This window comes from Kitasatospora sp. NPDC091335 (genome assembly GCF_044757205.1).
GTDB lineage: Bacteria > Actinomycetota > Actinomycetes > Streptomycetales > Streptomycetaceae > Kitasatospora.
In genome coordinates, this window is sequence record NZ_JBIVUM010000027.1 from 76,504 (window position 1) to 102,179 (window position 25,676).

Annotated in this window: 21 protein-coding genes; 16 read left to right on the forward strand and 5 right to left on the reverse strand. The window is 71.8% G+C overall.

Annotation, left to right across the window (positions count from 1 at the left end; genetic code table 11):
- Positions 1-89: 89 nt before the first annotated feature.
- The 4 genes from pyrH to rlmN all read left to right on the forward strand — a co-directional run bounded on the left by pyrH (position 90) and on the right by rlmN (position 4,303).
- A complete protein-coding gene (gene pyrH, locus ACIQOW_RS36785; RefSeq protein ID WP_030056790.1) occupies positions 90-854 on the forward strand; it encodes a UMP kinase in 765 nt (254 codons plus the stop codon).
- A 98-nt stretch (positions 855-952) separates the two neighbouring features.
- Complete coding sequence (frr, locus tag ACIQOW_RS36790; protein WP_188301746.1) at positions 953-1,510, forward strand: ribosome recycling factor; 558 nt, start codon at positions 953-955, stop codon at positions 1,508-1,510.
- A 281-nt stretch (positions 1,511-1,791) separates the two neighbouring features.
- Positions 1,792-3,093, forward strand: a complete 1,302-nt coding sequence (locus ACIQOW_RS36795) for a phosphatidate cytidylyltransferase (RefSeq protein ID WP_401092189.1) — start codon at positions 1,792-1,794, stop codon at positions 3,091-3,093.
- A gap of 70 nt (positions 3,094-3,163) precedes the next feature.
- Positions 3,164-4,303 carry a 23S rRNA (adenine(2503)-C(2))-methyltransferase RlmN gene (rlmN, locus tag ACIQOW_RS36800; RefSeq protein WP_401092190.1) on the forward strand — a complete coding sequence of 380 codons (1,140 nt, stop codon included), beginning with the start codon at positions 3,164-3,166 and terminating at the stop codon, positions 4,301-4,303.
- A 49-nt stretch (positions 4,304-4,352) separates the two neighbouring features.
- Here rlmN and ACIQOW_RS36805 read toward each other — a convergent pair whose 3' ends face one another.
- From ACIQOW_RS36805 to ACIQOW_RS36820, 4 genes are all read right to left on the reverse strand, one after another.
- Positions 4,353-5,504, reverse strand: coding sequence for a hypothetical protein (locus ACIQOW_RS36805; protein WP_401092191.1), 1,152 nt, complete (start codon positions 5,502-5,504; stop codon positions 4,353-4,355).
- A gap of 26 nt (positions 5,505-5,530) precedes the next feature.
- The gene (locus tag ACIQOW_RS36810; protein WP_401092192.1) at positions 5,531-6,283 is read right to left on the reverse strand and encodes an ABC transporter ATP-binding protein; all 753 of its coding nucleotides are present in this window, start codon (positions 6,281-6,283) and stop codon (positions 5,531-5,533) included.
- Between the two features lie 235 nt (positions 6,284-6,518).
- A complete protein-coding gene (locus tag ACIQOW_RS36815) occupies positions 6,519-7,913 on the reverse strand; it encodes an aspartate aminotransferase family protein (RefSeq protein WP_188297086.1) in 1,395 nt (464 codons plus the stop codon).
- Entirely contained in the window at positions 7,910-8,383 is a 474-nt protein-coding gene (locus ACIQOW_RS36820; RefSeq protein WP_030243538.1) for an Lrp/AsnC family transcriptional regulator, read from the reverse strand. The genes ACIQOW_RS36815 and ACIQOW_RS36820 overlap by 4 nt, the downstream gene beginning before the upstream one ends.
- A 253-nt stretch (positions 8,384-8,636) precedes the next feature.
- Here ACIQOW_RS36820 and ACIQOW_RS36825 point away from each other — a divergent pair, with 253 nt between their 5' ends.
- The 3 genes from ACIQOW_RS36825 to ACIQOW_RS36835 all read left to right on the forward strand — a co-directional run bounded on the left by ACIQOW_RS36825 (position 8,637) and on the right by ACIQOW_RS36835 (position 13,038).
- Positions 8,637-10,130: a gamma-aminobutyraldehyde dehydrogenase gene (locus tag ACIQOW_RS36825; RefSeq protein ID WP_401092193.1), complete on the forward strand. Its 1,494-nt coding sequence runs from the start codon at positions 8,637-8,639 to the stop codon at positions 10,128-10,130.
- A 252-nt stretch (positions 10,131-10,382) separates the two neighbouring features.
- Positions 10,383-11,741: an aspartate aminotransferase family protein gene (locus ACIQOW_RS36830; RefSeq protein WP_401092194.1), complete on the forward strand. Its 1,359-nt coding sequence runs from the start codon at positions 10,383-10,385 to the stop codon at positions 11,739-11,741.
- Between the two features lie 94 nt (positions 11,742-11,835).
- Entirely contained in the window at positions 11,836-13,038 is a 1,203-nt protein-coding gene (locus ACIQOW_RS36835) for a spermidine/putrescine ABC transporter substrate-binding protein (RefSeq protein ID WP_401092195.1), read from the forward strand.
- Between the two features lie 27 nt (positions 13,039-13,065).
- Here the strand turns inward: ACIQOW_RS36835 and ACIQOW_RS36840 are convergent, their stop codons facing one another.
- On the reverse strand, positions 13,066-14,718 hold the full coding sequence (locus ACIQOW_RS36840) for a PucR family transcriptional regulator (protein ID WP_188297090.1): 1,653 nt from the start codon (positions 14,716-14,718) through the stop codon (positions 13,066-13,068).
- Between the two features lie 254 nt (positions 14,719-14,972).
- Between ACIQOW_RS36840 and ACIQOW_RS36845 the strand changes: the two genes are divergently transcribed.
- The 9 genes from ACIQOW_RS36845 (at position 14,973) to ACIQOW_RS36885 (ending at position 25,431) form a co-directional block, all read left to right on the forward strand.
- Positions 14,973-16,484 carry a gamma-aminobutyraldehyde dehydrogenase gene (locus ACIQOW_RS36845; RefSeq protein ID WP_401092196.1) on the forward strand — a complete coding sequence of 504 codons (1,512 nt, stop codon included), beginning with the start codon at positions 14,973-14,975 and terminating at the stop codon, positions 16,482-16,484.
- Between the two features lie 54 nt (positions 16,485-16,538).
- Positions 16,539-17,789, forward strand: a complete 1,251-nt coding sequence (locus ACIQOW_RS36850; RefSeq protein WP_401092197.1) for a spermidine/putrescine ABC transporter substrate-binding protein — start codon at positions 16,539-16,541, stop codon at positions 17,787-17,789.
- A 40-nt stretch (positions 17,790-17,829) separates the two neighbouring features.
- Positions 17,830-18,972, forward strand: a complete 1,143-nt coding sequence (locus ACIQOW_RS36855; RefSeq protein ID WP_401092198.1) for an ABC transporter ATP-binding protein — start codon at positions 17,830-17,832, stop codon at positions 18,970-18,972.
- Positions 18,969-19,916 carry an ABC transporter permease gene (locus tag ACIQOW_RS36860; protein WP_401092199.1) on the forward strand — a complete coding sequence of 316 codons (948 nt, stop codon included), beginning with the start codon at positions 18,969-18,971 and terminating at the stop codon, positions 19,914-19,916. Before ACIQOW_RS36855 ends, ACIQOW_RS36860 begins: the two co-directional genes overlap by 4 nt.
- Complete coding sequence (locus tag ACIQOW_RS36865) at positions 19,916-20,719, forward strand: ABC transporter permease (RefSeq protein ID WP_401092200.1); 804 nt, start codon at positions 19,916-19,918, stop codon at positions 20,717-20,719. Before ACIQOW_RS36860 ends, ACIQOW_RS36865 begins: the two co-directional genes overlap by 1 nt.
- A gap of 63 nt (positions 20,720-20,782) precedes the next feature.
- Positions 20,783-22,177, forward strand: a complete 1,395-nt coding sequence (locus tag ACIQOW_RS36870) for an NAD(P)/FAD-dependent oxidoreductase (protein WP_401092201.1) — start codon at positions 20,783-20,785, stop codon at positions 22,175-22,177.
- A 136-nt stretch (positions 22,178-22,313) separates the two neighbouring features.
- Positions 22,314-22,745: a hypothetical protein gene (locus ACIQOW_RS36875; RefSeq protein WP_401092202.1), complete on the forward strand. Its 432-nt coding sequence runs from the start codon at positions 22,314-22,316 to the stop codon at positions 22,743-22,745.
- Positions 22,746-22,869: 124 nt separating this feature from the next.
- Complete coding sequence (locus ACIQOW_RS36880; RefSeq protein ID WP_401092203.1) at positions 22,870-23,646, forward strand: nucleotidyl transferase AbiEii/AbiGii toxin family protein; 777 nt, start codon at positions 22,870-22,872, stop codon at positions 23,644-23,646.
- Positions 23,647-23,907: 261 nt separating this feature from the next.
- Positions 23,908-25,431: a CoA-acylating methylmalonate-semialdehyde dehydrogenase gene (locus ACIQOW_RS36885; protein ID WP_401092204.1), complete on the forward strand. Its 1,524-nt coding sequence runs from the start codon at positions 23,908-23,910 to the stop codon at positions 25,429-25,431.
- Positions 25,432-25,676: the final 245 nt, after the last annotated feature.

A 25,676-nucleotide genomic window follows, 5' to 3' on the forward strand; every position in this document is an offset into this window, starting at 1 on the left:
CCCGCGGCAGTGGCCTCCTCGCGTGTACACGCAGGCGGGGCATCCGCACACCCGCGCCTGTGACCAGTAGGTGCAAAAAGGAGAAGTCCATGCAGGAGACGCAGGAGACCGCGCAGGACCCCAAGGCGGGCTCGCGCCGCCGGGTGCTGCTCAAGCTGTCCGGTGAAGCCTTCGCCGGTGGTGGCGGGCTCGGCGTCGACCCGGACGTCGTGCACGCGATCGCCCGGGAGATCGCCACCGTCGTCCGTGCCGGTACCGAGGTCGCGGTGGTCATCGGCGGCGGGAACTTCTTCCGGGGCGCCGAGCTCCAGGTCCGCGGCATGGACCGGGCCCGTTCCGACTACATGGGCATGCTCGGCACCGTCATGAACTGCCTGGCGCTGCAGGACTTCCTGGTCAAGGAGGGCATCGAGACCCGGGTCCAGACCGCCATCACCATGGGCCAGGTCGCCGAGCCGTACCTCCCGCTGCGGGCCGTCCGGCACCTGGAGAAGGGCCGCGTGGTGATCTTCGGCGCCGGGATGGGCATGCCGTACTTCTCCACCGACACCACGGCCGTCCAGCGCGCCCTGGAGATCCACGCGGACGTCCTGCTGATGGGCAAGAACGGCGTGGACGGCGTCTACGACTCCGACCCCCGGACCAACCCGGACGCGGTCAAGTTCGACGCGCTGGAGTACTCCGAGGTCATCGCGCGCGACCTCAAGGTCGCCGACCTCACCGCGATCACGCTGTGCAAGGACAACAACCTGCCGATGCTGGTCTTCGAGCTGCTGGCCGAGGGCAATATCGCGCGCGCGGTGAAGAGTGAGAAGATCGGCACACTCATCAGCCAGGATTCTGTCCGGGCCTGAGCAGCAACCAGCCGTACCGGGCGGCGCCGGCGCCGCTACCGGCCGCCGCGCCGACACCGGTCGGGACAACAGCAGATGAACCGGACAGGGAGACCACAGTGATCGAAGAGACCCTCCTCGAGGCCGAGGAGAAGATGGAGAAGGCCGTCCTCCACGCCAAGGACGACTTCGCGGCCATCCGCACCGGCCGCGCGCACCCGGCGATGTTCGCCAAGATCGTCGCCGAGTACTACGGCGCCAAGACCCCGATCAACCAGCTGGCCTCCTTCTCGGTGCCGGAGCCGCGGATGGCGGTCGTCTCGCCGTTCGACAAGACCGCGCTGAAGGCCATCGAGCAGGCGATCCGCGACTCCGACCTGGGCGTCAACCCGTCCAACGACGGCTCGATCATCCGCGTGGTGCTGCCGGAGCTGACCGAGGAGCGCCGCCGGGAGTTCATCAAGGTCGCCCGTACCAAGGGCGAGGACGCCAAGGTCTCGATCCGCGCCGTGCGCCGCAAGGCCAAGGACGCCATCGACAAGCTGGTGAAGGACGGCGAGATCGGCGAGGACGACGGCCGCCGTTCCGAGAAGGAGCTCGACGACACCACGGCCAAGTACGTGGCCCAGATCGACGAGCTGTTGAAGCACAAGGAAGCCGAGCTGCTCGAGGTCTGATGAACGACGCCCCTGACGCCCCCGGCTACTGGGGCACGTCCGACCAGCAGTTCCAGCCCTACCGTCCGGCGCCGCACCCGCAGGCGGTCCGTACTCCGGCCCACCAGGCGCCGGGGTACGGAGAGCAGCCGGCACCGGTCCAGGGACACCCCGGCCACCCGGGCGGCCACGTCGTGCCCCCGGGCGCGCCGGGCCCCGTTCCGGGGGCACCGGGCCTCCGTTCGGATCAGTCGCAGCAGCCTCCGGTGTACTGGGGCGGCGACGCGGAGGAGACTCAGGTCATGCCTCCCGTACCGGCCGACCCCGGCCCGCCGCCCGGCGCGCCCGACCCCGGTCGGTCGGCCGCCCACGGCCGGCCCGCGGCTGACGGTCGGCCCGGATCCCACGGCGGGCCCGCGTCCCACGGCCGGCCCGGATCCCACGGTTGGCCCGCGGCCGACGGCCGATCCGCCCACGGCGGCCCGGCCGACCCCGAGGAGGGGCAGGCCCGCGAGGCCGGCCGGCTGAGCGGCCCGCTGTTCCGGGACGAGCAGCCCGACCCGGCGCCGCCGGGCGTGACGGAGACGGTCGTGCTGCGCGCGATATCCGACGACACGACCCCCGCCCCCGGTCACGGCACCCAGCCGCACCCGGGGGCACCGGTGCATCCCGCGCCGCCGGCGAACCACCCGGCGGCCGGGCAGCCCCGCTTCGTGCCGACGTCCCACCCAGGGCAGGAGACACCAGTGGCCGCCCAGCCCGCCCCGCAGCCGCAGCCGCAGCCGCGCAAGCAGCGCGGCGGCCGTAACCTCCAGGCCGCCATAGGCGTGGGCGTCGGCCTCGGCGCGGTGATCGTCGCCTCGCTGTTCGTGGTGAAGGCGATGTTCCTGGTCGTCGTGATGGCCGCGGTCGCGGTCGGCGTCTGGGAGCTGACCAGTCGGCTCTCCGAGCGCAAGCAGATCAAGGCGCCGCTGGTCCCGCTGGTCGTGGGCGGCATCGCCATGGTGGCCACCGGCTACTGGTCCGGCATCCAGTGGGCCGCCGCCTCGCTCGCGCTGACCGGGCTCGCGGTGATGGTCTGGCGGATGGCGGAGCCGCCGGAGGACTACCTGCGGGACATAACGGCAGGTGTGTTCACGGCCTTCTACGTGCCGTTCCTGGCCACCTTCGTGGCGATGATGCTGGCGGCCGACGACGGTCCCCAGCGGATCGTGCTCTTCCTGATCGTCACGATCTGCAGCGACACCGGCGCCTACGCGGTGGGCTACAAGTTCGGCAAGACCAAGCTGGCCCCGACGATCAGCCCCGGCAAGACCCGGGAGGGCCTGGCCGGCGGCATCGGCCTGTCGATGCTGGCGGGCGCGCTGCTGATGCAGCTGATGATCGACGGCGGCAGCTGGTGGCAGGGCCTGATCCTGGGCGGCTGCGCGGCGGTCACCGCGACCCTGGGCGACCTGGGCGAGTCGATGATCAAGCGCGACCTCGGGATCAAGGACATGGGCACGCTGCTGCCCGGCCACGGCGGCATCATGGACCGGCTGGACTCGCTCCTGCCGACCGCCCCGGTGGTCTGGCTGCTGCTGGCGGCCTTCGTCGGCAGCTGACCCGCGGGTACGACGGGCCCCGGACGCCTGGCGTCCGGGGCCCCCGCGCGTCTGCGACACTTGAGGAACCATGCCTAAGCCCGGAGAACTCACCTTTGTCGCGCCGCGCGGCGCAAAGCCCCCGCGACACCTCGCCGACCTGAGCCCCGCCGAGCGCAAGGAGGCCGTCGCCGAGCTGGGCGAGCAGCCGTTCCGCGCCAAGCAGCTCTCCAACCACTACTTCGGCCGGATGTCGAACGACCCGGAGAGCTGGACGGACATCCCCGCCGCCAGCCGGGAGAAGCTCACCGGGAGCCTGCTGCCCGAGCTGATGTCGGTGGTCCGGCACGTCTCCTGCGACGACGACGCCACCCGCAAGACGCTCTGGAAGCTCTTCGACGGCACGCTCGTGGAGTCGGTGCTGATGCGCTACCCGGACCGGGTCACCATGTGCATCAGCTCCCAGGCCGGCTGCGGCATGAACTGTCCGTTCTGCGCCACCGGCCAGGCCGGGCTGACCCGCAACCTCTCCACCGGCGAGATCGTGGAGCAGATCGCCGCCGGGATGCGCTCGCTCAAGGCGGGGGAGTTCGGGGCGCGCGGGGGGTCGGTTCCTGGAGACGGCGGCAGTCCGGGTGGCGAGGCGCGGCTGTCGAACGTGGTCTTCATGGGCATGGGCGAGCCGCTGGCCAACTACAACCGGGTGCTGGCCTCGATCCGCCGGCTGACCGACCCGGCGCCGGACGGCTTCGGCCTGTCCCAGCGCGGCATCACGGTCTCCACCGTCGGCCTCGTCCCGGCGATGCACCGGTTCGCCGACGAGGGCCTCAGCTGCCGCCTCGCGCTGTCGCTGCACGCCCCGGACGACGAGCTGCGCGACGAGCTGGTGCCGGTGAACACCCGCTGGAAGGTCGCCGAGGTGCTGGACGCGGCCTGGAACTACGCGGAGAAGTCCGGCCGCCGGATCTCCATCGAGTACGCCCTGATCAAGGACATCAACGACCAGGCCTGGCGGGCCGACCTGCTCGGCCGGCTGATCAAGAACCGCCGGGTGCACGTCAACCTGATCCCGCTGAACCCGACGCCCGGTTCGAAGTGGACGGCCTCCCGGCCCGAGGACGAGCGCGAGTTCGTCCGCCGGCTCCAGTCGCACGGTGTGCCGACGACCGTCCGTGACACCCGCGGCCAGGAGATCGACGGCGCCTGCGGCCAGCTCGCCGCGGCGGGCTGAGCCCCACCGCGGGAGCCCTGGGCAGGAGGCCTGCCGGGGGAAGTCCGGGTCAGCGCAGTCCGGCGGCCGCCAGCGCGGCGGTCGCCCCGCCGGTCAGCAGCAGCGTGCTGCCCACCGCGAGGGTGCGCAGCGCGACCGCGCCGAACAGCATCCGGGGTGAGGTGCCGAGGCGCAGCAGCGCGTCGGTGACCTCGCGGCGGTCGGTGCGGACCTCGGCGAGCCGGGCGATCACCGCGGCGGCCGCGCAGCCGAGCACCAGCCCGGCCTCGACGGCGGGCAGCGCGTCGGCGCTGTCCGGCGCCCCGATCCAGTACCGGACGGTGGTGAGCACCAGCGCGACGGCGAGGGTGAGCACGGCCAGCGGAGCACCGAGCCGCCGGGCCTGGGCGGTGAGTCCGCGCCCGGCGAGCAGCCGCAGCGGGGTGGGCCGGCCGACGGCGAGCAGCCGCCCGGTCCAGGCCAGCAGCGGTCCGGTGAGCAGGGCGAGGCCGAGCGCACTGGCGGCCCAGCCGCCGAGGGCGGCGGTGCTGGTGGTGCCGAGTCCGGCGGGCAGGTGGATCGGCCGGCCGTCGGCGGCGGCGCCGGGCCGCAGCGCGATGAGTTCGAGCGCGGCGCCGATCACTCCCAGGCCCGTGGCCAGGGCGATCCGCCAGACGCCGAAGCCGGTCGGGGCGTGGACGCGGCCACCGGGCAGGCCCTCGGGGGAGGGCACCGCGCAGGCGGCGGCGGTGCCGGCGGTGAGCGGGACGAGCGTGAGCAGGGCGATCGGCGCGGCCGCGGGCAGCGGGACGCCCATGCCGAGGTCGGGGGCGAGGGCGGGCCCGGCGATGTCGTTGCGCAGCACCAGGAAGAGCAGCAGGGCGAGCAGGCTGCCGAGGGTGGAGGCGAGCGTGACCTCGCCGGCGATCAGCGTCCGGATCCGGCGGGAGCCGGCCCCGGCGGCGGTGAGGCCGGCGATCCGTTCGGGCCGCCGGGCGGGCACCGCGCGGGCGGTGACGGCCGCGAACCAGGCGACGGCGGCGAGCGGGGGCAGGCACCAGAGCAGCCGGGCCAGCGGGTCGGCGCCGCCGGTCGGGTCGCTCATCGCCCGGCCGAGGGAGCGCAGCAGGAAGGCGGCGACCACGGCGGCGGCCAGGGTGGTGAGCAGCCAGCGGCCGAGGTCGGGCACCCGGTAGCCCCGGGCCAGACGGAGATAGAACACGTCGACTCTTTCGCGGCTCGGCGTGGTCAGCGGTGGTTGGCCGTGACGGCGGCCGCTGCGGTCCCGCGGACGGCGGGGCCGCGGGGGACGGGGGCGGCGGGGGCGGTGAGCCGTCCGTCGACGAGGGCGACGGCGCGGTCCGCGAACCGGACGAGCTCGGGGTCGTGGGTGGCCAGGACGAGGGTGAGCTGGTGGGATCGGGCCGCGCTGGTCAGTATCCGCATGACCTGGTCGGAGGCCTCGCGGTGCAGCGGGGCGGTGGGGTCGTCGGCGAAGACGACCGGCGGCAGCGGGGCCAGGGCGCGGGCGACGGCGACCCGCTGGCGCTGGCTCTGGAGCAGCCGCTCGGGGCGCTGCCGGGCGCAGTCGCCGACGTCGAGGCGCTCCAGCCACTCGGCGGCGGCGGTGTAGGCGGCCTTGTTGCCGGCCCCGGCGAGCAGCAGCGGCAGGGCGACGTTCTCCCGGGCGGTCAGTTCGGGCACCAGGTGCGGCTCGGAGCCGACGAAGCCGAAGCGGTCGCGGCGCAGCCGTTCGCGGCCGGCCCGGGAGAGGGTGTGCACGGGGGCGCTGTTGAACCAGACCTCGCCCTCGTCGACCGGGAGCTGTGCGGAGAGACAGCCGAGCAGGGTGCTCTTGCCGCAGCCGCGCGGGCCGGTGACGGCGAGCACCTCGCCCTCGCGGACGCCGATCGAGATGCCGCGCACGGCGGGGGTGCCGTCATGGGACTTGACGATCCCTCGGGCCCACAGCACGTCGTTGTCAGGCGGTGCCGCTGACATGAGGATCCATCCTGGGTGGCCGCAGGGATATGACAGTCGTCAGATTAGAACGACGGGGCCTGGTGGCGGATGCGGCGCACTGGTCCATCACGGGCAAATCACCCGCATTCAGGCATGTTTGGTCGTACGACTGTGATGTTGCGGCCGGGAAAAGCGGGCCCGGAGACGCCGAAGGGCGGCCCCGCGGGGAGCGGGACCGCCCTTCGGCGGAGGGTGGGGAAGAAGGATCAGGGGGTCAGATCTTCGCCCACGCGTCGGTCAGGCTGGTCCGCAGGATCTGCTCGATCTCGTCGAAGGTCGACTGGTCGGAGATCAGCGGCGGGGCCAGCTGGATGACCGGGTCGCCACGGTCGTCGGCGCGGCAGTACAGGCCGTTGTCGAAGAGCGCCTTCGACAGGAAGCCGTAGAGCACGCGCTCGACCTCGTCGTCGTTGAACGACTCCTTGGTGACCTTGTCCTTCACGAGCTCGATGCCGTAGAAGTACCCGTTGCCGCGGACGTCGCCGACGATCGGCAGGTCACGCAGCTTGTTCAGGGTGCCCAGGAAGGCGGACTCGTTGTCGAGGACCTTCTGGTTCAGGCCCTCGCGCTCGAAGATGTCGAGGTTGGCCAGCGCCACCGCGGAGGAGACCGGGTGGCCACCGAAGGTGTAGCCGTGCAGGAAGGTGTTGTCACCCTTGTAGAACGGCTCGGCCAGGCGGTCCGAGATGATCGTGGCGCCGATCGGGGAGTAACCCGAGGTCATGCCCTTGGCGCAGGTGATCATGTCGGGCTGGTAGCCGAACTTGTCGGCGCCGAACATGGTGCCGAGGCGGCCGAAGGCGCAGATGACCTCGTCCGAGACCAGCAGCACGTCGTGGCGGTCGCAGATCTCGCGCAGGCGCTGGAAGTACCCGGGCGGCGGCGGGAAGCAGCCACCGGCGTTCTGTACCGGCTCGACGAAGACGGCGGCGACGGTCTCGGCGCCCTCGTTGAGGATGGCCACCTCGATCTCGTCGGCGCACCAGCGGCCGTAGGCCTCGGGGTCGACCGTGCCGTCCGGGCCCTCGAGGAAGGCCGGGGCGCGGTAGATGTTGGTGTTCGGGGCCTTGTGGGTGCCCGGCACCAGCGGCTCGAACGGGGCCTTCAGGCCCGGCAGGCCGGTGATCGACAGCGCGCCCTGCGGGGTGCCGTGGTAGGCGACGGCGCGCGAGATGACCTTGTACTTGGTCGGCTTGCCGGTCAGCTTGAAGTACTGCTTGGCGAGCTTCCAGGCGGTCTCGACGGCCTCGCCGCCGCCGGTGGAGAAGAAGACCTTGTTCAGGTCGCCCGGGGCGTAGTTGGCCAGACGCTCGGCCAGCTCGACGGCCTTCGGGTGGGCGTAGCTCCACACCGGGAAGAAGGCGAGCTCCTTGGCCTGCTTGGCGGCGGCCTCGGCGAGCTCCTCGCGGCCGTGGCCGGCCTGCACGACGAACAGGCCGGCGAGGCCGTCGAGGTACTTGCGCCCCTTGTCGTCCCAGACGTAGGTGCCCTCGCCCTTGACGATCGTCGGCACGGGGGAGTTCTCGTACGACGACATGCGGGTGAAGTGCATCCACAGGTGGTCGTAGGCGGTCTTGGAAAGGTCCTTCTGCGCCGGGTCGGCTGTCATCGGGTGCCCCAGGTGTAGGTCTGTTTCCGGAGCTTCAGGTAAACGAAGCTCTCGGTGCTCCGCACGCCGGGAAGGGCGCGGATGCGCTTGTTGATCAGTTCGAGCAGGTGCTCGTCGTCCTCGCAGACCAGTTCGGCCAGGAGGTCGAACGAGCCTGCGGTGCAGACGACGTAGTCGACCTCGTCGAGGGCGGCCAGCGCGTCGGCGACGGGCTCGATGTCACCCTCGACCCGGATGCCGACCATCGCCTGGCGGGTGAAGCCGACGGTGAGCGGGTCCGTGACGGCGACGATCTGCATCACGCCCTGGTCGAGCAGCTTCTGGACGCGCTGCCGCACGGCCGCCTCGGACAGGCCGACGGCCTTGCCGATGGCGGCGTACGGGCGGCGCCCGTCCTCCTGGAGCTGCTCGATGATCGCCTTGGAGGCGGCGTCGAGGGGAACGCTGGCGTTCCGGTCGCGGTTGGCCACGCGGCCACTGTGCCTGATCGCTCTCGTGTTCGCAAGCGAGGAAGCTGCTGATTTCGTTGTGATCTTGGAAAACACATGCGGATTTCATCGCCCAAGCGCACTCGGTCTGTCGATACCAGCAGTCGTGCGGCTACCCTGACACGGTACGCGCGCGACCCCGAGGGGCGGCGCACATACCGCCACCAGTGGACCGCGTCGCTCCGGACGCGGCCACTCGGCGGCACCCTTCGTATGCCGTATCCGCCGACGTACCATGGCGCCGGAATCTGCAACGCCGCAGGCCCAGACCGAGGAGAGACCCGTGAGCGACCTTCGCACGCTGCGCAACTACATCAACGGTGAGTTCGTCGACGCGGCCGACGGCCGCACGCTCGACATCGTCGACCCGACCACCGGCGAGGCGTACGCGACGTCGCCGCTGTCCGGCGCCGCCGATGTCGACGCGGCCATGGCCTCCGCCGCGGCTGCGTTCCCGATCTGGCGCGACTCCACCCCGAGCACCCGGCAGAAGCTGCTGCTGAAGATCGCCGACGCGGTCGAGGCCCGGGCCGACGAGATCGTCGACACCGAGGTGCGCAACACCGGCAAGCCCCGCGCGATGACCCTCTCCGAGGAGATCGGTCCGATGGTGGACCAGATCCGCTTCTTCGCCGGTGCCGCCCGCCTGCTGGAGGGCAAGGCCGCCGGCGAGTACATGGACGGGATGACCTCGATCATCCGCCGCGAGCCGGTCGGCGTCTGTGCCCAGGTCGCGCCGTGGAACTACCCGATGATGATGGCCGTCTGGAAGTTCGCCCCGGCCATCGCCGCGGGCAACGCCGTCGTGCTGAAGCCGTCGGACACCACCCCGGCCTCCACCGTGCTGCTGGCCGAGATCATCGGCGGCGTCCTCAAGGACCTGGAGCTGCCGGCCGGCGTCTTCAACGTCATCTGCGGCGACCGCGAGACCGGCAAGCTGATGGTCGAGCACAAGACTCCGGCGATGGCCTCCATCACCGGCTCGGTGCGCGCCGGCATCTCGGTCGCCGAGTCGGCCTCCAAGGACGTCAAGCGCGTCCACCTGGAGCTGGGCGGCAAGGCCCCGGTCGTGGTCTTCGAGGACGCCGACATCGCCGAGGCCGTCGAGGGCATCTCGGTGGCGGGCTACTTCAACGCCGGCCAGGACTGCACTGCCGCCACCCGCGTGCTGGTGCACGAGTCGATCCACGACGCCTTCGTCGAGGCGCTGGCCAAGGCCGCGGCCGAGACCAAGACCGGCGGCGTGGACGACGAGGACGTGCTGTACGGCCCGCTGAACAACGCCAACCAGCTGAAGCAGGTCTCCGGCTTCATCGAGCGGCTGCCCGCCCACGCCAAGGTCGAGGCCGGTGGCCACCGGGTCGGCGACAAGGGCTACTTCTACGCCCCGACCGTCGTCTCCGGCCTGAACCAGGACGACGAGATCATCCAGAACGAGGTCTTCGGCCCGGTCATCACCGTGCAGAAGTTCACCGACGAGGACCAGGCCGTCGAGTACGCCAACGGCGTCGAGTTCGCGCTGGCCTCCTCGGTGTGGACCAAGGACCACGCCCGCGCCATGCGGATGTCGCGCCGCCTGGACTTCGGCTGCGTCTGGATCAACACCCACATCCCGCTGGTCGCCGAGATGCCGCACGGCGGCTTCAAGAAGTCCGGCTACGGCAAGGACCTGTCGGCGTACGGCTTCGAGGACTACACCCGGGTGAAGCACGTCATGACCGCGATCTAGCGAGTCATGGCCATTGAGCGCAGGATGACCGCGATCTAGCGAGTCATGGCCATTGAGCGCAGGATGACCGCGATCTAGCGGGTCATGGCCATTGAGCGCAGGATGACCGCGATCTGATGGTCGGCTGATGCGACAGTGGGCCCGGGTCTTGTCGACCCGGGCCCTGTCCCTTTGCACCCTGTCGACGGTTGGCGCGACCGGCTGACACGATGGAACTGCCCTTCGGGGACGGGCCGTCCTAGCCTTACCGGCATGAGCATCCCCACCGCTGACCCCGCCGCCGGCCAGGCGGTCAAGGCCGCCGACCGTGCGCACGTCTTCCACTCGTGGTCCGCCCAGGCGCTGATCGACCCCCTCGCGGTGGCCGGCGCCGAGGGCTCGTACTTCTGGGACTACGACGGCAACCGCTACCTCGACTTCTCCTCGCAGCTGGTCAACACCAACATCGGGCACCAGCACCCGAGGGTGGTCGCCGCGATCCAGGAGCAGGCGGCGAAGCTCTGCACCATCGCGCCCGGCTTCGCGGTCGAGTCGCGCAGCGAGGCCGCCCGGCTGATCGCCGAGCGCACCCCCGGCGACCTGGACAAGATCTTCTTCACCAACGGCGGCGCCGAGGCCAACGAGAACGCCATCCGGATGGCCCGGCTGCACACCGGCCGGCAGAAGGTGCTGTCCACCTACCGCTCGTACCACGGCGCCACCGCGAACGCGATCGCCCTCACCGGCGACCCGCGGCGCTGGCCCAACGAGACCGGCGTCTCCGGGGTGGTGCACTTCTGGGGGCCGTACCCCTACCGCTCCAACTTCCACGCCGAGAACGAGGCGCAGGAGTGCGAGCGCGCGCTGGAGCACCTGGAGCAGGTGATCGCGTTCGAGGGGCCTGCCACCGTCGCGGCGATCATCCTGGAGACCGTGGTGGGCACCGCGGGCGTCCTGGTCCCGCCGGCCGGCTACCTGGCCGGGGTGCGGGAGATCTGCGACCGCCACGGGATCGTGTTCATCCTGGACGAGGTGATGGCGGGCTTCGGCCGCACCGGAGAGTGGTTCGCCGCCGACAACTGGGGCGTCACCCCGGACCTGCTCACCTTCGCCAAGGGCGTCAACTCGGGCTACGTGCCGCTGGGCGGCGTGGCGATCAGCGGCGAGATCGCGGCCACCTTCGCCGAGCGGGCCTTCCCCGGCGGGCTCACCTACTCCGGCCACCCGCTGGCCTGCGCCTCCGCGGTGGCGACCATCACCACCATGGCGGAGGAGGGCATCGTCGAGAACGCCAAGCACATCGGCGAGACCGTGCTCGGCCCCGGCCTGCGCGAGCTGGCCGAGCGGCACCCGTCGATCGGCGAGGTCCGCGGCCTCGGGGTGTTCTGGGCGCTCGACCTGGTGAGGGACCGGGAGACCCGCGAGCCGATGGTCCCGTACAACGCGGCCGGTGCCGACAACGCGCCGATGGGCGAGCTGGCCGCCGCCTGCAAGCAGCGCGGGCTCTGGCCGTTCGTCAACATGAACCGCTTCCACGTCGTCCCGCCGTGCACCGTCACCGAGGAGGAGGCCAAGGCCGGCCTCGCGGTGCTGGACGAGGTGCTGACGCTCACCGACGCCCACACCGTCTGACGTACCGACCAGGACGACGTACCTCCCAGGACGGCCCCGGACACCCGCGCGTGTGTGTGTCCGGGGCCGTCCCACGCTCCGGAAGGCCCCCGCCATGCCCAGCAGCTCCACCCTGACCCGCCGTCCGTCCGACTCCCCGGCAGTGCGCCGGCGTTCCGTGCTCGGCGGGGCCGCGCTGCTCGGCGCGGGCACGCTCACCGGCTGCGGCATCCCGTCCGCGTACGTGGCCGAGGACCGCCGCTCGGCGCCGGACCGCTCGGAGAGCGACAGGCGGCTCGCCTTCTCCAACTGGACGCAGTACATCGACACCGACGACGAGGGCGGGCGCCCGACCCTGGACGCCTTCAGGGAGAAGACCGGGATCGCGGTCACCTACACCGAGGACATCAACGACAACGACGAGTTCTTCGGCAAGATCAGCCCGGTGCTCACCCAGGGTGCCGCCCCCGGCCGGGACCTGATGGTGATCAGCGACTGGATGGCCGGGCGGTACGTCTCGCTGGGCTGGGTGCAGGCGATGGACCGGGCCAACCTGCCCAACGTGACGGCCAACCTGGACCCGCAGCTCACCGACCCGTCCTTCGACCCCGGTCGCCGGCGCAGCGTGCCGTGGCAGTCCGGGATCACCGGCATCGCCTACAACCGCAAGGCGCTCGGCCGGGAGATCAGGTCCACCGAGGACCTGTGGGCCCCCGACCTCAAGGGCCGGGTCACGCTGTTCGCCGGGCTCGACGAGGCGCTCGGGCTGCTGATGCTCTCCCAGGGCGCGGACATCGCGGAGTTCAGCGACGACGACGCCCACAAGGCGATGGACCTGGTGCAGAAGGTCGTCGACAGCGGCCACGTCCGGCGCTTCACCGGCAACGACTACACCAGCGACCTCGCCTCCGGCGCGGCGATCGCCTGCCAGGCCTACTCCGGCGACGCCGTCCAGCTCACCGCCGAGAACCCGGACATCGAGTTCGTGGTGCCGGAGGAGGGCGGCGAGCTGTGGGCGGAGAGCCTGATGATCCCCAACCGGGCCGCCCACAAGCGCAACGCCGAGCTGCTGATCGACCACTACTACCAGCCCGAGGTGGCCGCCGAACTCGCCGCGTTCGTCCAGTACATCTGCCCGGTGCCGGCCGCCCGCGAGGTGCTGGCGGCCAGCGGCGACAAGGAGAAGGCCGAACTCGCCGAGAACCCGCTGGTCTTCCCGACCGAGGAGATGCGCGCCCGGCTGCGCACCATGCGCGACGTCACCTCGGCGGAGCGGCCCGAGCTGCACAAGGTCTGGGGGCGCATCACCGGGGTGTGAAAGCTGCTGGGGTGCGAGGCGCGGGCCTCAGCGCCGTACGGCGTCCAGGGCGAGCAGCGCCACGTGCAGGGAGAGGCAGGACTCCACCTGGTCGAGGTCGACCCCGAGGATCCGCTCGACCTTGTGCAGCCGGTCGTAGAAGGACGGCCGGGACAGGTGCGCGGCGTCCGCCGCGGCCGACTTGTTCCGGCCCTGCTCCAGGTAGATCCGCAGCATCTGCACCAACTGGCCGTTGTGCTCGGCGTCGTGGGCCAGCAGCGGGCCCAACTCCCGTTCCACGTAGGTCTGCAGCCGGGCGTCGTCGCGCAGCAGGTGGAGCAGGCCGCGCAGCCGGACGTCCGGCAGCCGGTAGTAGGAGGAGCTGCGGCCGCCGGGCGCGTCGTGCAGGGCGGCGTCGGCGACCTGGGTGGCCTCCAGCAGGGTCCGCCGGGCGTCGCGCACCGAGCCGACCGAGGAGCCGACCGCGACCACCGGGCCGGCCGGGTCGGCGCCCTCCCGTCCGGACTCGGCCGACATCCGGCGCAGCGCGGCCGAGAGGGCGTCCAGCGCGGCGTGCTCGTCCTGCTGGGTGCCGAGCGTGACCAGCAGGCCGACGGCCTCGTCGTCCAGCGCGCCGACCAGGGCGGACAGCCGGCAGGCCCGGGCCGCGCCGGCGGCCAGCTCGGTGAAGTCCCGCAGCCTGGCCTGCGCCTCCAGCGCGGCCGGGATCGGCCCGCGCCGCTGGCGCAGCACCACGCCGACCAGCCGGCGGCCCTCCAGCGGGACGCCGAGGGCCTGGGCGCGCAGCGCCGCCTCGGAGACGGTCAGCGCGTGGGTGAGGATGCCGGAGAGCAGGGTGCGGTGGGTCTGCCGCTCCAGGCTCTCCCGGTCGCGGACCACCAGCCGGTTGAGCGCCAGCGCGGAGGCGCCGCGCTCCAGCAGCATGGTGTGCGGGTGGGCCTCACCCTCGGGCAGTGGTCCCGGCTCCTGCACCAGCACCAGCCGGCCCCAGTCCTGGCCGCGGGCACCGACGGTGGTGACCAGCCAGCCGCTGCGCGGGTCGTGGCCGGTGCGGCCGGCCGGCCGGACCCCGCGCGAGCGGCGCTCCCAGTCCTCCAGCACCTCGGCCTCCGGGCGTCCGGCGGTGTCGTGGGCGAGCACCTGGTGGGCCAGGTTCTCCAGGATGACGGGGCCGCCGGCCATCCGGGCCACCTGGCGGATCACCTCGGGCGGTTCGGCGCCCTCCACGACCAGCTCGTTGAAGACCTGGTGGACGGATTCGGAGGCCCGCAGCTGTTCCAGCTGGGCGTTGACCACCAGGGCGTGCACGGCCTCGGTGACGGCGACGAAGCGCAGCTCGCGGCGGAGCGTGATCAGCGGCAGTCCGCGCTGCTCGGCGGCGTTGACCAGGGCGCGGGGGAGCGAGTCGAAGTAGCGCCGCCCGAACTCGACGACCAGGCCGGCCACCCCGACGTCGTCCAGCTCGCGGACGTAGCGGGCGAGGCCCTCGCGGTCCTCGGGCAGCGCGATGCCGGTGGTCAGCACCAGCTCGCCGCCGCGGAGCATCCCGGCGACGTCCGGCAGCTCGCTGACGTGGACCCAGCGGACCGGCCGCTCCAGGTGGTCGGCGCCGGCCACCACCTGGGGCAGGCCGCGCCGCATCACGTCCAGGTCGAGGACTCGGGCGACGGTGGGGAGCATCGCGGGCCTCCGGGGGCGGTGGGAAACCGGAACGGGAGGCTCCGGGGGATCAGGGTGTCAGGTAAATCATCCATCCCCCCGACGACCTGTTGCCCTGCGCGCACCCTTGCACCCTGTAAGGCCCTTCGTGTCGAGACTGTCGGAGTGACCCTTGTCACCCCGGCCCCGCAGCAGGCAAGGTCAGCGGGACCGCAGACCCCCACCGCGGACGCGTGACCCCGCAGCGGTCGAACCACGGCACTTGGAGGAATCAGATGGACCTGACCGACTTCGGCCCGGGCGCGCAGTACATCGCGGGCCGCCAGACCCGGGGGAGCGGCGAACCCTTCCAGGTCGTCAACCCCGCCGACGGCAGTGTGGTCGAGCAGGTCGCGCTGGCCACCACCGAGGACGTGGACACCGCCGTCGCCGCCGCGAAGGCCGCCCTGCCCGGCTGGTCCTCGGCCACCCCCGGCGCGCGCTCCGAGGCGCTGACCAGGCTGGCCGCCGTCCTGGCCGACGCCGCCGACGACCTGGCCCGGGTGGAGACGGCACAGACCGGCAAGCCGGTCAGGCTGGCCACCGAGTTCGACGTGCCGGGCACCGTCGACAACGCCGCCTTCTTCGCCGGCGCGGCCCGCAACCTGGAGGGCAAGGCGGCCGGCGAGTACTCCGGCGACCACACCTCGTACGTGCGGCGCGAGGCGGTGGGCGTGGTCGGCTCGATCTCGCCGTGGAACTACCCGCTGCAGATGGCCGCCTGGAAGATCCTCCCGGCGATCGCCGCGGGCAACACCATCGTGCTCAAGCCGGCCGAACTGACCCCGCTCACCTCGCTGATGTTCGCCCGGGCCTGCACCGCCGCGGGCATCCCGGACGGCGTGGTCAACGTGGTCACCGGCGCCGGGCGCACCGCGGGCGAGCACCTGGTCGGGCACCCGGACGTCGCGATGGTCTCCTTCACCGGCTCCACCGGCGTCGGCAGGCGGGTCGCCGAGATCGCCACCGCGAGCGTCAAGCGCACCCACCTGGAACTCGGCGGCAAGGCCCCGTTCGTGGTCTTCGACGACGCGGACCTGGACGCCGCGGTGCACGGCGCGGTCGCCGCCTCGCTGATCAACGGCGGACAGGACTGCACCGCCGCCACCCGCGCCTACGTCCAGCGCCCGCTCTACGACGCCTTCGTGGCCGGGGTGGCCGAGCTGTACGCGGCGATCCGGACCGGCGACCCGCTGAACCCGCACACCGACCTCGGCCCGCTGGTCTCCTACGCCCACCGGGACCGGGTGGCCGGCTTCGTGGAGCGCGCCCGCTCGTACGCCACCGTGGTCACCGGCGGCCGGGTCCCGGAGACGGGCCACGACGGCACCGACCTCACCCGGGGCGCGTACTTCCCGCCCACCCTGATCACCGGCGCGGCCCAGGACAGCGAGGTCGTGCAGGGCGAGATCTTCGGCCCGGTGCTCGCCGTGCTGCCCTTCGACGGCGACGACGAGGGCCTGCGGCTGGCCAACGACACCCCGTACGGCCTGGCCGCCTCCGCCTGGACGAGCAACGTGCACCGCTCGCTGCGCGCGACCAGGGAGATCGCGGCCGGCTGCGTCTGGGTCAACGACCACATCCCGATCATCAGCGAGATGCCGCACGGCGGCTACAAGGCGTCCGGCTACGGCAAGGACATGTCCCAGTACTCGCTGGACGAGTACACCCAGGTCAAGCACGTCATGTTCGACACCACGGCGGTGGCCCGCAAGGACTGGCACCGCACCGTCTTCGGAGACAGATAACCCCCGGCCCCAGCGGGTGCCCCCACACCCCCTCTCCTCCAGGAGGCCCGTTCCATGGCGTTCAACGAGCTCACCGACGGTCTGCCCGAACCGGTCCGAAGGGCCTGGGAACGCAGTCTGACCAGCGGTCGGGCCGCGCTCGGCCGCCGCACCCTGCTGCGCGCCGCCGGGCTGGCCGCGGGAGCGGGCACCCTGGCCGCCTGCGGCATCCCGGCGGCCCCCCGGGTGAGCGGCGACTCGACCGCGAACGCCGCCGAGGACCGTTCGGAGACGCAGAAGGAGGTCGCCTTCTCCAACTGGCCGCTGTACGTGGACGCGGACGAGAAGGACAAGGAGAAGCACGGCACCCTGGAGGCCTTCACCGAGGCCACCGGGATCAAGGTCAGGTACACCGAGGACGTCAACGACAACGTCGAGTTCTTCGGCAAGATCAAGCCGCAGCTCGCCTCCGGCCAGGACACCGGCCGCGACCTGGTGGTGCTCACCGACTGGATGGCCGCCCGGCTGATCCGGCTCGGCTGGGCGCAGAAGCTCAGCCCGGCGAACGTCACCACCGCGATCACCACCATCGAGTCGCGCTTCCGCGCCCCCGACTGGGACCCGGGCCGGCTCTACACCTACCCGTGGGCCGGCATCCAGACCGTCGTCGCGTACAACCGGAAGGCGACCAGGGGCAAGGAGGTCACCAGCGTCTCCCAGCTGCTGGACGACCCCGACCTCAAGGGCCGGGTCACCTTCCTCTCCGAGATGCGCGACTCCGTCGGGATGGTCCTGCTGGACCAGGGCAAGGACGTCACCAGGTTCACCGCCGACGACTACGACGGCGCGGTCGCCCGCCTCCAGAAGGCCGTCGACAGCAAGCAGATCCGCCGCTTCACCGGCAACGACTACGGCCAGGAGCTCTCCGCGGGCGACATCGCGGCCTGCGTCGCCTGGGGCGGCGACCTGATCCAGCTGCGCGCCGACAACCCGGACATCGAGTTCGTGATCCCGGAGAAGGGCTACATCGCCTCGACCGACAACATGCTGGTCCCGGCCAAGGCGCGGCACAAGACGAACGCGGAGAAGCTGATCGACTTCTACTACCAGCCGAAGATCGCGGCGCAGCTGGTCGCGGGCATCGGCTTCGTCTCCGCCGTCACCGGGATGAAGGACGAGCTCGTCGGCATCGCTCCGGACACCGCGGCCAACCCGCTGGTCGTACCCACCCCCGAGATGGCGGTCAAGGCGCACGTGTTCCGCACGCTCTCCGAGAGCGAGGAGAGCGACTTCGAGCAGAAGTTCTCCAAGCTCATCGGCGCCTGACCCCCACTCCCGGCAGAGAAACCCAGGAAGACACCACGCCATGACAGACCAGCAGCGTGACACGGCCGTCGGCGGCGACGTCCGGCTCACCGGCATCGGCAAGACCTACGGCTCCTTCACCGCCGTCCACCCGCTCGACCTGACCGTCCCGCAGGGATCGTTCTTCGCCCTGCTCGGCGCCTCCGGCTGCGGCAAGACCACCACCCTGCGCGTGATCGCCGGCCTGGAGGAGCCCACCAGCGGCACCGTCCTGATCGGCGGCCAGGACGTCACCGCCCTGCCCCCGTACAAGCGGCCGGTGAACACCGTCTTCCAGAGCTACGCGCTCTTCCCGCACCTGGACATCTTCGAGAACGTCGCCTTCGGCCTGCGCCGGCGCGGCAGGAAGGACGTCAGGAAGCAGGTCGACGACATGCTGGAGCTGGTCGAACTCGGCCAGTACGCCCGGCGCAAGCCGCACCAGCTCTCCGGCGGCCAGCAGCAGCGCGTCGCGGTCGCCCGCGCACTGATCAACCACCCGCAGGTGCTGCTCCTGGACGAGCCGCTCGGTGCGCTCGACCTCAAGCTCCGCCGCCAGATGCAGCTGGAGCTCAAGCGGATCCAGACCGAGGTCGGCATCACCTTCGTGCACGTCACCCACGACCAGGAGGAGGCCATGACCATGGCCGACACCATCGCGGTGATGAACGGCGGCCGGGTCGAGCAGCTGGGCGCGCCCGCCGAGCTGTACGAGAACCCCGCCACCACCTTCGTGGCCAACTTCCTCGGCCAGTCCAACCTGCTGCCCGCCGAGGTCACCGGCACCGAGGGCGGCGACCTGCTGCTCAGCGCGGCCGGCGCCCGGCTCGCGGTGCCGAAGGCGCGCTGCGCCACCGACGCCAAGCGCGTCCACCTGGGCGTGCGCCCGGAGAAGATCACCATCAGCCACGCCTCCGAGCAGGTCGCCGACGGCCGCAACCGGCTGGCCGGCACGGTGCTCGACTCCAGCTTCATCGGCGTCTCCACCCAGTACGTGGTGCGCACCGACGGCGGCCAGGAGGTCACCGTCTTCGAGCAGAACATGGAGCGCGACGCCCGGGTCGTCCCCGGCGCCCCTGTCCTGCTGCACTGGAACCCCGCGCACTCCTTCGCCCTGGACGCCGCGCAGGCGATCGACGCGGGCACCGCGGAGGAGGCCGCATGACCGCCACCACCGCGGCCGCGCCGCCGCAGCCGATACCCCCCGACGGCGGCCCCCTGGCGGAACCCGCGTCGCCGAAGCCGAGGCGCAAGCTCACCCCGTACTGGCTGCTGCTGCCCGGCATCGCCTGGCTGGTCGTCTTCTTCGCCGTCCCGATGCTTTACCAGGGGTCGACGTCGCTGCAGACCGGCTCGCTCGAAGAGGGCTTCAAGGTCACCTGGCACTTCTCGACCTACTGGGACGCCCTGGTCGAGTACAGGTGGCACTTCCTGCGCTCGTTCTCGTACGCGGCCGTCGCCACCGTGCTCTGCCTGGCCGTCGGCTACCCGCTCGCGTACACGATCGCCTTCAAGGCGAGCAAGCGCTGGCGCAACGTCATCCTGATCCTGGTCATCGCGCCGTTCTTCACCAGCTTCCTGATCCGCACGCTGGCCTGGAAGACCATCCTGTCCGACGGCGGCCCGGTGGTCGGCGCGCTGGACGCGCTGCACGTCCTGGACGTCACCAACCTGCTCGGCCTCACCTCGGGCGACCGGGTGCTGGCCACGCCGCTCGCGGTGGTCTGCGGTCTGACGTACAACTTCCTGCCGTTCATGATCCTGCCGCTGTACACCTCGCTGGAGCGGATCGACCCGCGCCTGCACGAGGCGGCCGGCGACCTCTACGCCCGGCCGTTCACCACCTTCCGCAAGGTCACCTTCCCGATCTCGCTGCCGGGCGTGGTCGCGGGCACCCTGCTGACCTTCATCCCCGCCTCCGGCGACTACATCAACGCCCAGCTGCTGGGCTCGCCGAGCGAGCAGATGGTCGGCAACGGCATCCAGAAGCAGTTCCTGAACGTGCTCGACTACCCCACGGCGGCCGCGCTGAGCTTCATCCTGATGGCCCTCATCCTGGGCATGGTGACGGTCTACATGCGCAAGGCCGGGACGGAGGATCTGGTCTGATGTCCCGGATGTTCAAGTGGATCCGCGCCCACCTGGTGGTGCTGGCCGGCCTGCTGGCCCTCGCCTACCTGGTGCTGCCCAACCTGGTCGTGCTCGCCTTCTCGTTCAACAAGCCGGTGGGCAAGTTCAACTACGAGTGGAACGAGTTCTCCACCGACGCCTGGACGAACCCCTGCGGCGTGGCCGACATGTGCCAGTCGCTCTCGCTCAGCCTGCGGATCGCGGTGCTCGCCACCATCGGCGCCACCGTGCTCGGCACCATGGTCGCCTTCGCGCTGGCCCGCCACCGCTTCCGCGGCCGCTCGGCCACCACCGCGATGATCTTCCTGCCGATGGCCATGCCCGAGGTGGTCATGGCCGCCTCGCTCGGGACGCTCTTCCTCAACATGCGCATCCCGTTCGGCTTCACCACCATCCTCATCGCGCACATCATGTTCTGCCTCAGCTTCGTGGTGACGGCGGTCAAGGCGCGCGTGATGAGCATGGACCCGAGGCTCGAACAGGCCGCCCAGGACCTCTACGCGACCCCCACCCAGACCTTCCTGAGGGTCACCCTGCCGCTGGCGGCGCCCGGGATAGCGGCGGGCGCGCTGCTCAGCTTCGCGCTCTCCTTCGACGACTTCATCATCACCCAGTTCAACTCGGGCCCGACCACGGTCACCTTCCCGATGTTCGTCTGGGGCGCCTCGCAGCGCGGCATCCCGGTGCAGGTGAACGTCATCGGCACGGCGATGTTCCTCGCCGCCGTCCTGCTGACCGTCGGGGGCCAGTGGCTGGGCAACCGCCGGAAGGCCGCCGCCTGACGTACGGTCGGCAGCGGTGACACGCGAAACCGTCATCTATTCCTAGAAAGTGGCTGATAATGCATGGACTCCGCCCGCGCGCTCAGTGACGCCAGGCCCACCCCCTTCTGGCTGGAGGATCCCGGCCGGCCGGCGGCGCTGCCCGCCCTGGTCGGCGACACCACCTGCGACCTGCTGGTCGTCGGCGGCGGCTACTCCGGCCTGTGGACCGCCCTCATCGCCAAGGAGCGCGACCCCTCGCTGGACGTCGTGCTGGTCGAGGGCAACGAGGTCGGGTGGGCCGCGTCCGGGCGCAACGGCGGGTTCTGTGCGGCCAGCCTCACCCACGGCTTCGGCAACGGCCTGGACCGCTGGCCGTCCGAGCTGGCCCAGCTGGAGCGGCTCGGTGCAGCCAACCTCGACGGCATCGAGGCCACCCTCAAGCGCTACGGCATCGACGCCGAGTGGGAGCGCACCGGCGAGATCGACGTCGCCACCCAGCCCCACCAGGTCGAGGAACTCCACGAGATCGCCGAGGCGGTCGCCCGGTACGGCTTCGACATCACCGTCCTGGACGCCGACCAGCTGCGCGCCGAGGTGGACTCGCCGACCTTCCTCGGCGGCCTCTGGGACAAGGAGGGCGTGGCGATGGTCCACCCCGCCAAGCTCGCCTGGGGCCTCAAGGACGCCTGCCTGGGCCAGGGCGTGCGGATCTTCGAGCACACCAGGGCCACCGACCTGCGGGAGCACGGCAGCGGCATGGCCGTCCGCACCCCGTACGGCCGGGTCCTCGCCCGCAAGGTCGCGCTCGGCACCAACGTGTTCCCGTCCCTGCTCAAGCGGGTCCGCCCGTACATCGTCCCGGTGTACGACTACGCGCTGATGACCGAGCCGCTCAGCGACGAGCAGCTCGCCTCGATCGGCTGGCGCGGACGGCAGGGCCTCGGCGACAGCGCCAACAAGTTCCACTACTTCCGGCTCTCCGCCGACAACCGGATCCTCTGGGGCGGCTACGACGCGGTCTACCACTTCGGCGGCCACGTCCGGCACGAGTACGACCAGCGGCCGGAGACCTTCCGCACCCTGGCCAACCACTTCTTCCGTTGCTTCCCGCAGCTGGAGGGCCTGCGCTTCAGCCACGCCTGGGGCGGCGCGATCGACACCTGCAGCCGGTTCTCCGCCTTCTTCGACACCGGCTACCGGGGCAAGGTCGCGTACGCGGTCGGCTACACCGGGCTCGGCGTCGGCGCGACCCGCTTCGGCGCCGAGGTGATGCTCGACCTGCTCGCCGGGGAGCGCACCGAGCGCACCTCGCTGGACATGGTGCGCAGCAAGCCGCTGCCGTTCCCGCCCGAGCCGGTGCGCTGGGCCGGGATCGAACTCACCACCCGGTCCCTGGAACGGGCGGACCGCACCGGCGGCCACCGCAACCTCTGGCTGCGCACCCTCGACCGGCTGGGGCTGGGCTTCGACAGCTGACGCGTGAAAGTCCCCCGGTCGGGTGCTCCGTAGTCGTGTAATCGGGACCCGCCGTCCGCCTCTCCTTGGTGACGGCGGGTCTCGGTCTTCCCGCCGTCTCCGAACAGGACGAACGGCAAGAAGCGGGGACACGACTATGGAGACCACCGGACTGCACTGGCTCGCCCAGGTGGCACCGGACCCGGAGTCCTTCCGGGAGCAGTGGGAGCGCACCGGGCTGGGCCTGATGCTGCTGCCGGCCGGCCGGCGCTGGGACGTCCTCTCCGTCCCCGGACGGCTCGGGCGCCCGGCCCTGGAGGTCCTGGACCCGCGCACCCGCGGGCCGGTCCTCACCGACTTCGGGGGCGAGCACGTCAACTTCCTGGTGCCCGTCGGCACCGCCTCCCGCTGGATCGGCACCGGAGTGCGCAGTTCGGGGGAGGGCACCTGGATCGTCGTCCCGCACCCCGAGCGCAGCAGCCGGGGCGTGCGCTGGCTGGTCCCGCCCGACGGGTCCGGGCGGCTCACCGACCCGATGCTGCTGGAACTCGCCCTGCACGAGGCGGCCGCGAGGCTCAGCGGCTGGTGAGGTCCGGTGAAGCCCGGTGAGGCCGGGTGAGCCCGGGCGGGCGGGAGCCGGCGGGCGACGGTGGCGTTCGGTGAGGGCGGGCGACGACGGCGCGCGGGCCGGGCGGTCGCGTCAGACTGGAGGCGTGACCACCGCCCCGCACGCCGTCGACGCGTCCCTTCGCCCGGGACCGGCCCAGCTGCGCCTGGCCGCGCTCGCCGCACCGGTCTGTGACCGGTACGGCCTCGCCCTGGCCGGTGGGCACGCGCTGCGCGCCCACGGCGTCGCGGCCTGCCCGCAGGACGGGCTCACCCTGGTGACCGGCGCCGCCGATCTGCCGGAGGTGGCCGCCGCGCTGGGTGAGGCGTACCGGGCGGCGGGCGGCGGGGCCGTCGAGCGGCCGGGCACCCCGCGGCTGGAGCAGCTCACCGTCCGGCTGGCACTGGGCGGCCGGTCGCACTCGGTCGAGCTGCGCAAGGAGCCGCTGGGCCACCGTCCGGTCCGCCTCGACCTCGGCGCGCCCGGACCGGACGAGCCGCCGGTGGTGCTGCCGGTCGTCGCCCTGGAGGACGCGGGCGCGCTGACCACCGTGCTGCTCGTGGACCGGGGCATGCCGCGCGACCTGATCGACGTGCACGCCCTCACCCGGTGCTACCGGGAGGGCGAACTGCTCGCACTGGCCGGGGAGTTGGATCCGGAGTTCCAGCCTGCCGCGCTCGCCGAGCGGCTGGAGACGCTCGCCGAGGCGGCGGACGGGCGGTTCCGCGCCCGGGGCGTTCCGGCCGGAGAGGTGGACGAGCGGAAGCGGTGGGCGCTGGCCTGGGCGCAGGACCTGAGGCTGGACCTGCTGGAGACCCAGGAGGCGGCGGACGGGCTGCACGATCCGTACCTGGAGGAGCCGGAGGCCGGGGAGGAGGCCTGAGAGCGCTCTCCTCCCGGGGCGGCCCGGCGGACTGGGGTCGCCCCACCGCTGGGTGCGGCCGTCCGAGTGAGCCACCGGACGACCTGTAAGGCTGAATCCACGATCCCCGTCAGCCTGTTCGTTGAGCCTGGCCGAAGCGGCCACCAGACTGGGAGACGAGCGCGGTAGCCCCGTGAATTTCCGTCGCCCGGCCCACCCGCGGGCGGCGCCAGGCCGGACCGGTGGCAGCACGCCGCCCGGGACTTCGGAGGCAGACGGACCTTGAGCAAGCACATCATTCACTGGATCGGCGGCAAGCCGGTCGCCACCGCCGGTGCGGCCCCCCGTCGCGGCGACATCTTCGACCCGGCCACCGGCCAGGTCGCCGGCCAGGTCGACTTCGCCGGGATCGCCGAGGTCGACCAGGCGGTGGCCGCCGCCGCCTCGGCCTTCACCGGGTGGCGCACCGCGTCGATCGCCAAGCGGACGACGGTGCTCTTCGCCTTCCGCGAGCTGCTGAACGCCCGCCGCGACGAGCTGGCCTCGATCATCGTGGCGGAGCACGGCAAGGTGCACTCCGACGCGCTGGGCGAGATCGCCCGCGGCCTGGAGGTCGTGGAGTACGCCTGCGGCATCCCGCAGCTGGTCAAGGGCGGCTTCACCGAGCAGGCCTCCACGGGCGTCGACGTCTACTCGATCCGCCAGCCGCTCGGCCCGGTCGCGATCATCTCGCCGTTCAACTTCCCGGCCATGGTGCCGATGTGGTTCTTCCCGATCGCCATCGCGGCCGGCAACACCGTGGTGGTGAAGCCCTCGGAGAAGGACCCGTCCGCCGCCAACTTCCTCGCCGAGCTGTGGAAGGAGGCCGGCCTCCCGGACGGCGTGTTCAACGTCGTGCACGGCGACAAGGCGGCCGTCGACCGCCTGCTGGAGCACCCGGACATCAAGTCGGTCAGCTTCGTCGGCTCCACCCCGATCGCCCGCTACGTCTACGAGACCGGCACCCGCTACGGCAAGCGCGTGCAGGCCCTGGGCGGCGCCAAGAACCACATGCTGGTCCTGCCCGACGCCGACCTCGACCTCGCCGCCGACGCCGCCGTCAACGCCGGCTTCGGCGCGGCCGGCGAACGCTGCATGGCGGTGTCCGTGCTGGTCGCGGTCGACCCGATCGGTGACGAGCTGGTCGAGAAGATCAAGCAGCGGGTCGCCGGCCTGAAGGTCGGCCCGGGCTGCAACGGCGACTCCGAGATGGGCCCGCTGGTCACCGGCCAGCACCGCGACAAGGTCACCTCCTACGTCGAGTCCGGTGTCGCCGACGGCGCCGAGCTCGCGGTGGACGGCCGCAAGCACCCGGTCACCGCCGAGGACGAGAACGGCTCCCCGACGGCCGACGGCTTCTGGCTCGGCCCGACGCTCTTCGACCACGTGAAGCCCGGCATGTCCGTCTACAACGACGAGATCTTCGGTCCGATCCTCTCGGTCGTGCGCGTCGCCTCCTATGAGGAGGGCCTGGCGCTGATCAACGCCAACCCGTACGGCAACGGCACCGCCCTCTTCACCAACGACGGCGGCGCGGCCCGGCGCTTCCAGTTCGAGGTCGAGGTCGGCATGGTCGGCATCAACGTGCCGATCCCGGTCCCGGTCGCCTACTACTCCTTCGGCGGCTGGAAGGCCTCGCTGTTCGGCGACGCCCACGCGTACGGATCCGACGGCGTGCAGTTCTTCACCCGGGGCAAGGCCGTGACCCAGCGCTGGCTGGACCCGTCGCACGGCGGCATCAACCTGGGCTTCCCCACCAACAGCTGAGCTGCCACGGTTCCACCGGCCGGACCCCTCTCCCCGGGGTCCGGCCGGCCGTCTCTGCACGACGTTTGCATCCGGCCGCAGAAGCGCGTAGGGTTCTTCGAGCTGCCTGGCTGGGAGCACCGGACACGCGTTTGCGCGGACGGTCCCGGGGCGGCCAATCCTTTGAATCACCACTTCCGGTTCGTGCCGGTCGTTTCGCTTTTCCGCGTGACGGCCTGGGGCATATTCGGCGTGCGCGTTTTATC

Excerpts from the sequence above, each read along its gene's own strand:
- pyrH (WP_030056790.1), top strand. The coding sequence starts at position 90 with ATGCAGGAGACGCAGGAGACCGCGCAGGACCCCAAGGCGGGCTCGCGC.
- ACIQOW_RS36795 (WP_401092189.1), top strand. The coding sequence starts at position 1,792 with ATGCCTCCCGTACCGGCCGACCCCGGCCCGCCGCCCGGCGCGCCCGAC.
- rlmN (WP_401092190.1), top strand. The coding sequence starts at position 3,164 with ATGCCTAAGCCCGGAGAACTCACCTTTGTCGCGCCGCGCGGCGCAAAG.
- ACIQOW_RS36810 (WP_401092192.1), bottom strand. The coding sequence starts at position 6,283 with ATGTCAGCGGCACCGCCTGACAACGACGTGCTGTGGGCCCGAGGGATC.
- ACIQOW_RS36815 (WP_188297086.1), bottom strand. The coding sequence starts at position 7,913 with ATGACAGCCGACCCGGCGCAGAAGGACCTTTCCAAGACCGCCTACGAC.
- ACIQOW_RS36825 (WP_401092193.1), top strand. The coding sequence starts at position 8,637 with ATGGCGCCGGAATCTGCAACGCCGCAGGCCCAGACCGAGGAGAGACCC.
- ACIQOW_RS36830 (WP_401092194.1), top strand. The coding sequence starts at position 10,383 with ATGAGCATCCCCACCGCTGACCCCGCCGCCGGCCAGGCGGTCAAGGCC.
- ACIQOW_RS36835 (WP_401092195.1), top strand. The coding sequence starts at position 11,836 with ATGCCCAGCAGCTCCACCCTGACCCGCCGTCCGTCCGACTCCCCGGCA.
- ACIQOW_RS36840 (WP_188297090.1), bottom strand. The coding sequence starts at position 14,718 with ATGCTCCCCACCGTCGCCCGAGTCCTCGACCTGGACGTGATGCGGCGC.
- ACIQOW_RS36845 (WP_401092196.1), top strand. The coding sequence starts at position 14,973 with ATGGACCTGACCGACTTCGGCCCGGGCGCGCAGTACATCGCGGGCCGC.
- ACIQOW_RS36850 (WP_401092197.1), top strand. The coding sequence starts at position 16,539 with ATGGCGTTCAACGAGCTCACCGACGGTCTGCCCGAACCGGTCCGAAGG.
- ACIQOW_RS36855 (WP_401092198.1), top strand. The coding sequence starts at position 17,830 with ATGACAGACCAGCAGCGTGACACGGCCGTCGGCGGCGACGTCCGGCTC.
- ACIQOW_RS36860 (WP_401092199.1), top strand. The coding sequence starts at position 18,969 with ATGACCGCCACCACCGCGGCCGCGCCGCCGCAGCCGATACCCCCCGAC.
- ACIQOW_RS36865 (WP_401092200.1), top strand. The coding sequence starts at position 19,916 with ATGTCCCGGATGTTCAAGTGGATCCGCGCCCACCTGGTGGTGCTGGCC.
- ACIQOW_RS36870 (WP_401092201.1), top strand. The coding sequence starts at position 20,783 with ATGGACTCCGCCCGCGCGCTCAGTGACGCCAGGCCCACCCCCTTCTGG.
- ACIQOW_RS36875 (WP_401092202.1), top strand. The coding sequence starts at position 22,314 with ATGGAGACCACCGGACTGCACTGGCTCGCCCAGGTGGCACCGGACCCG.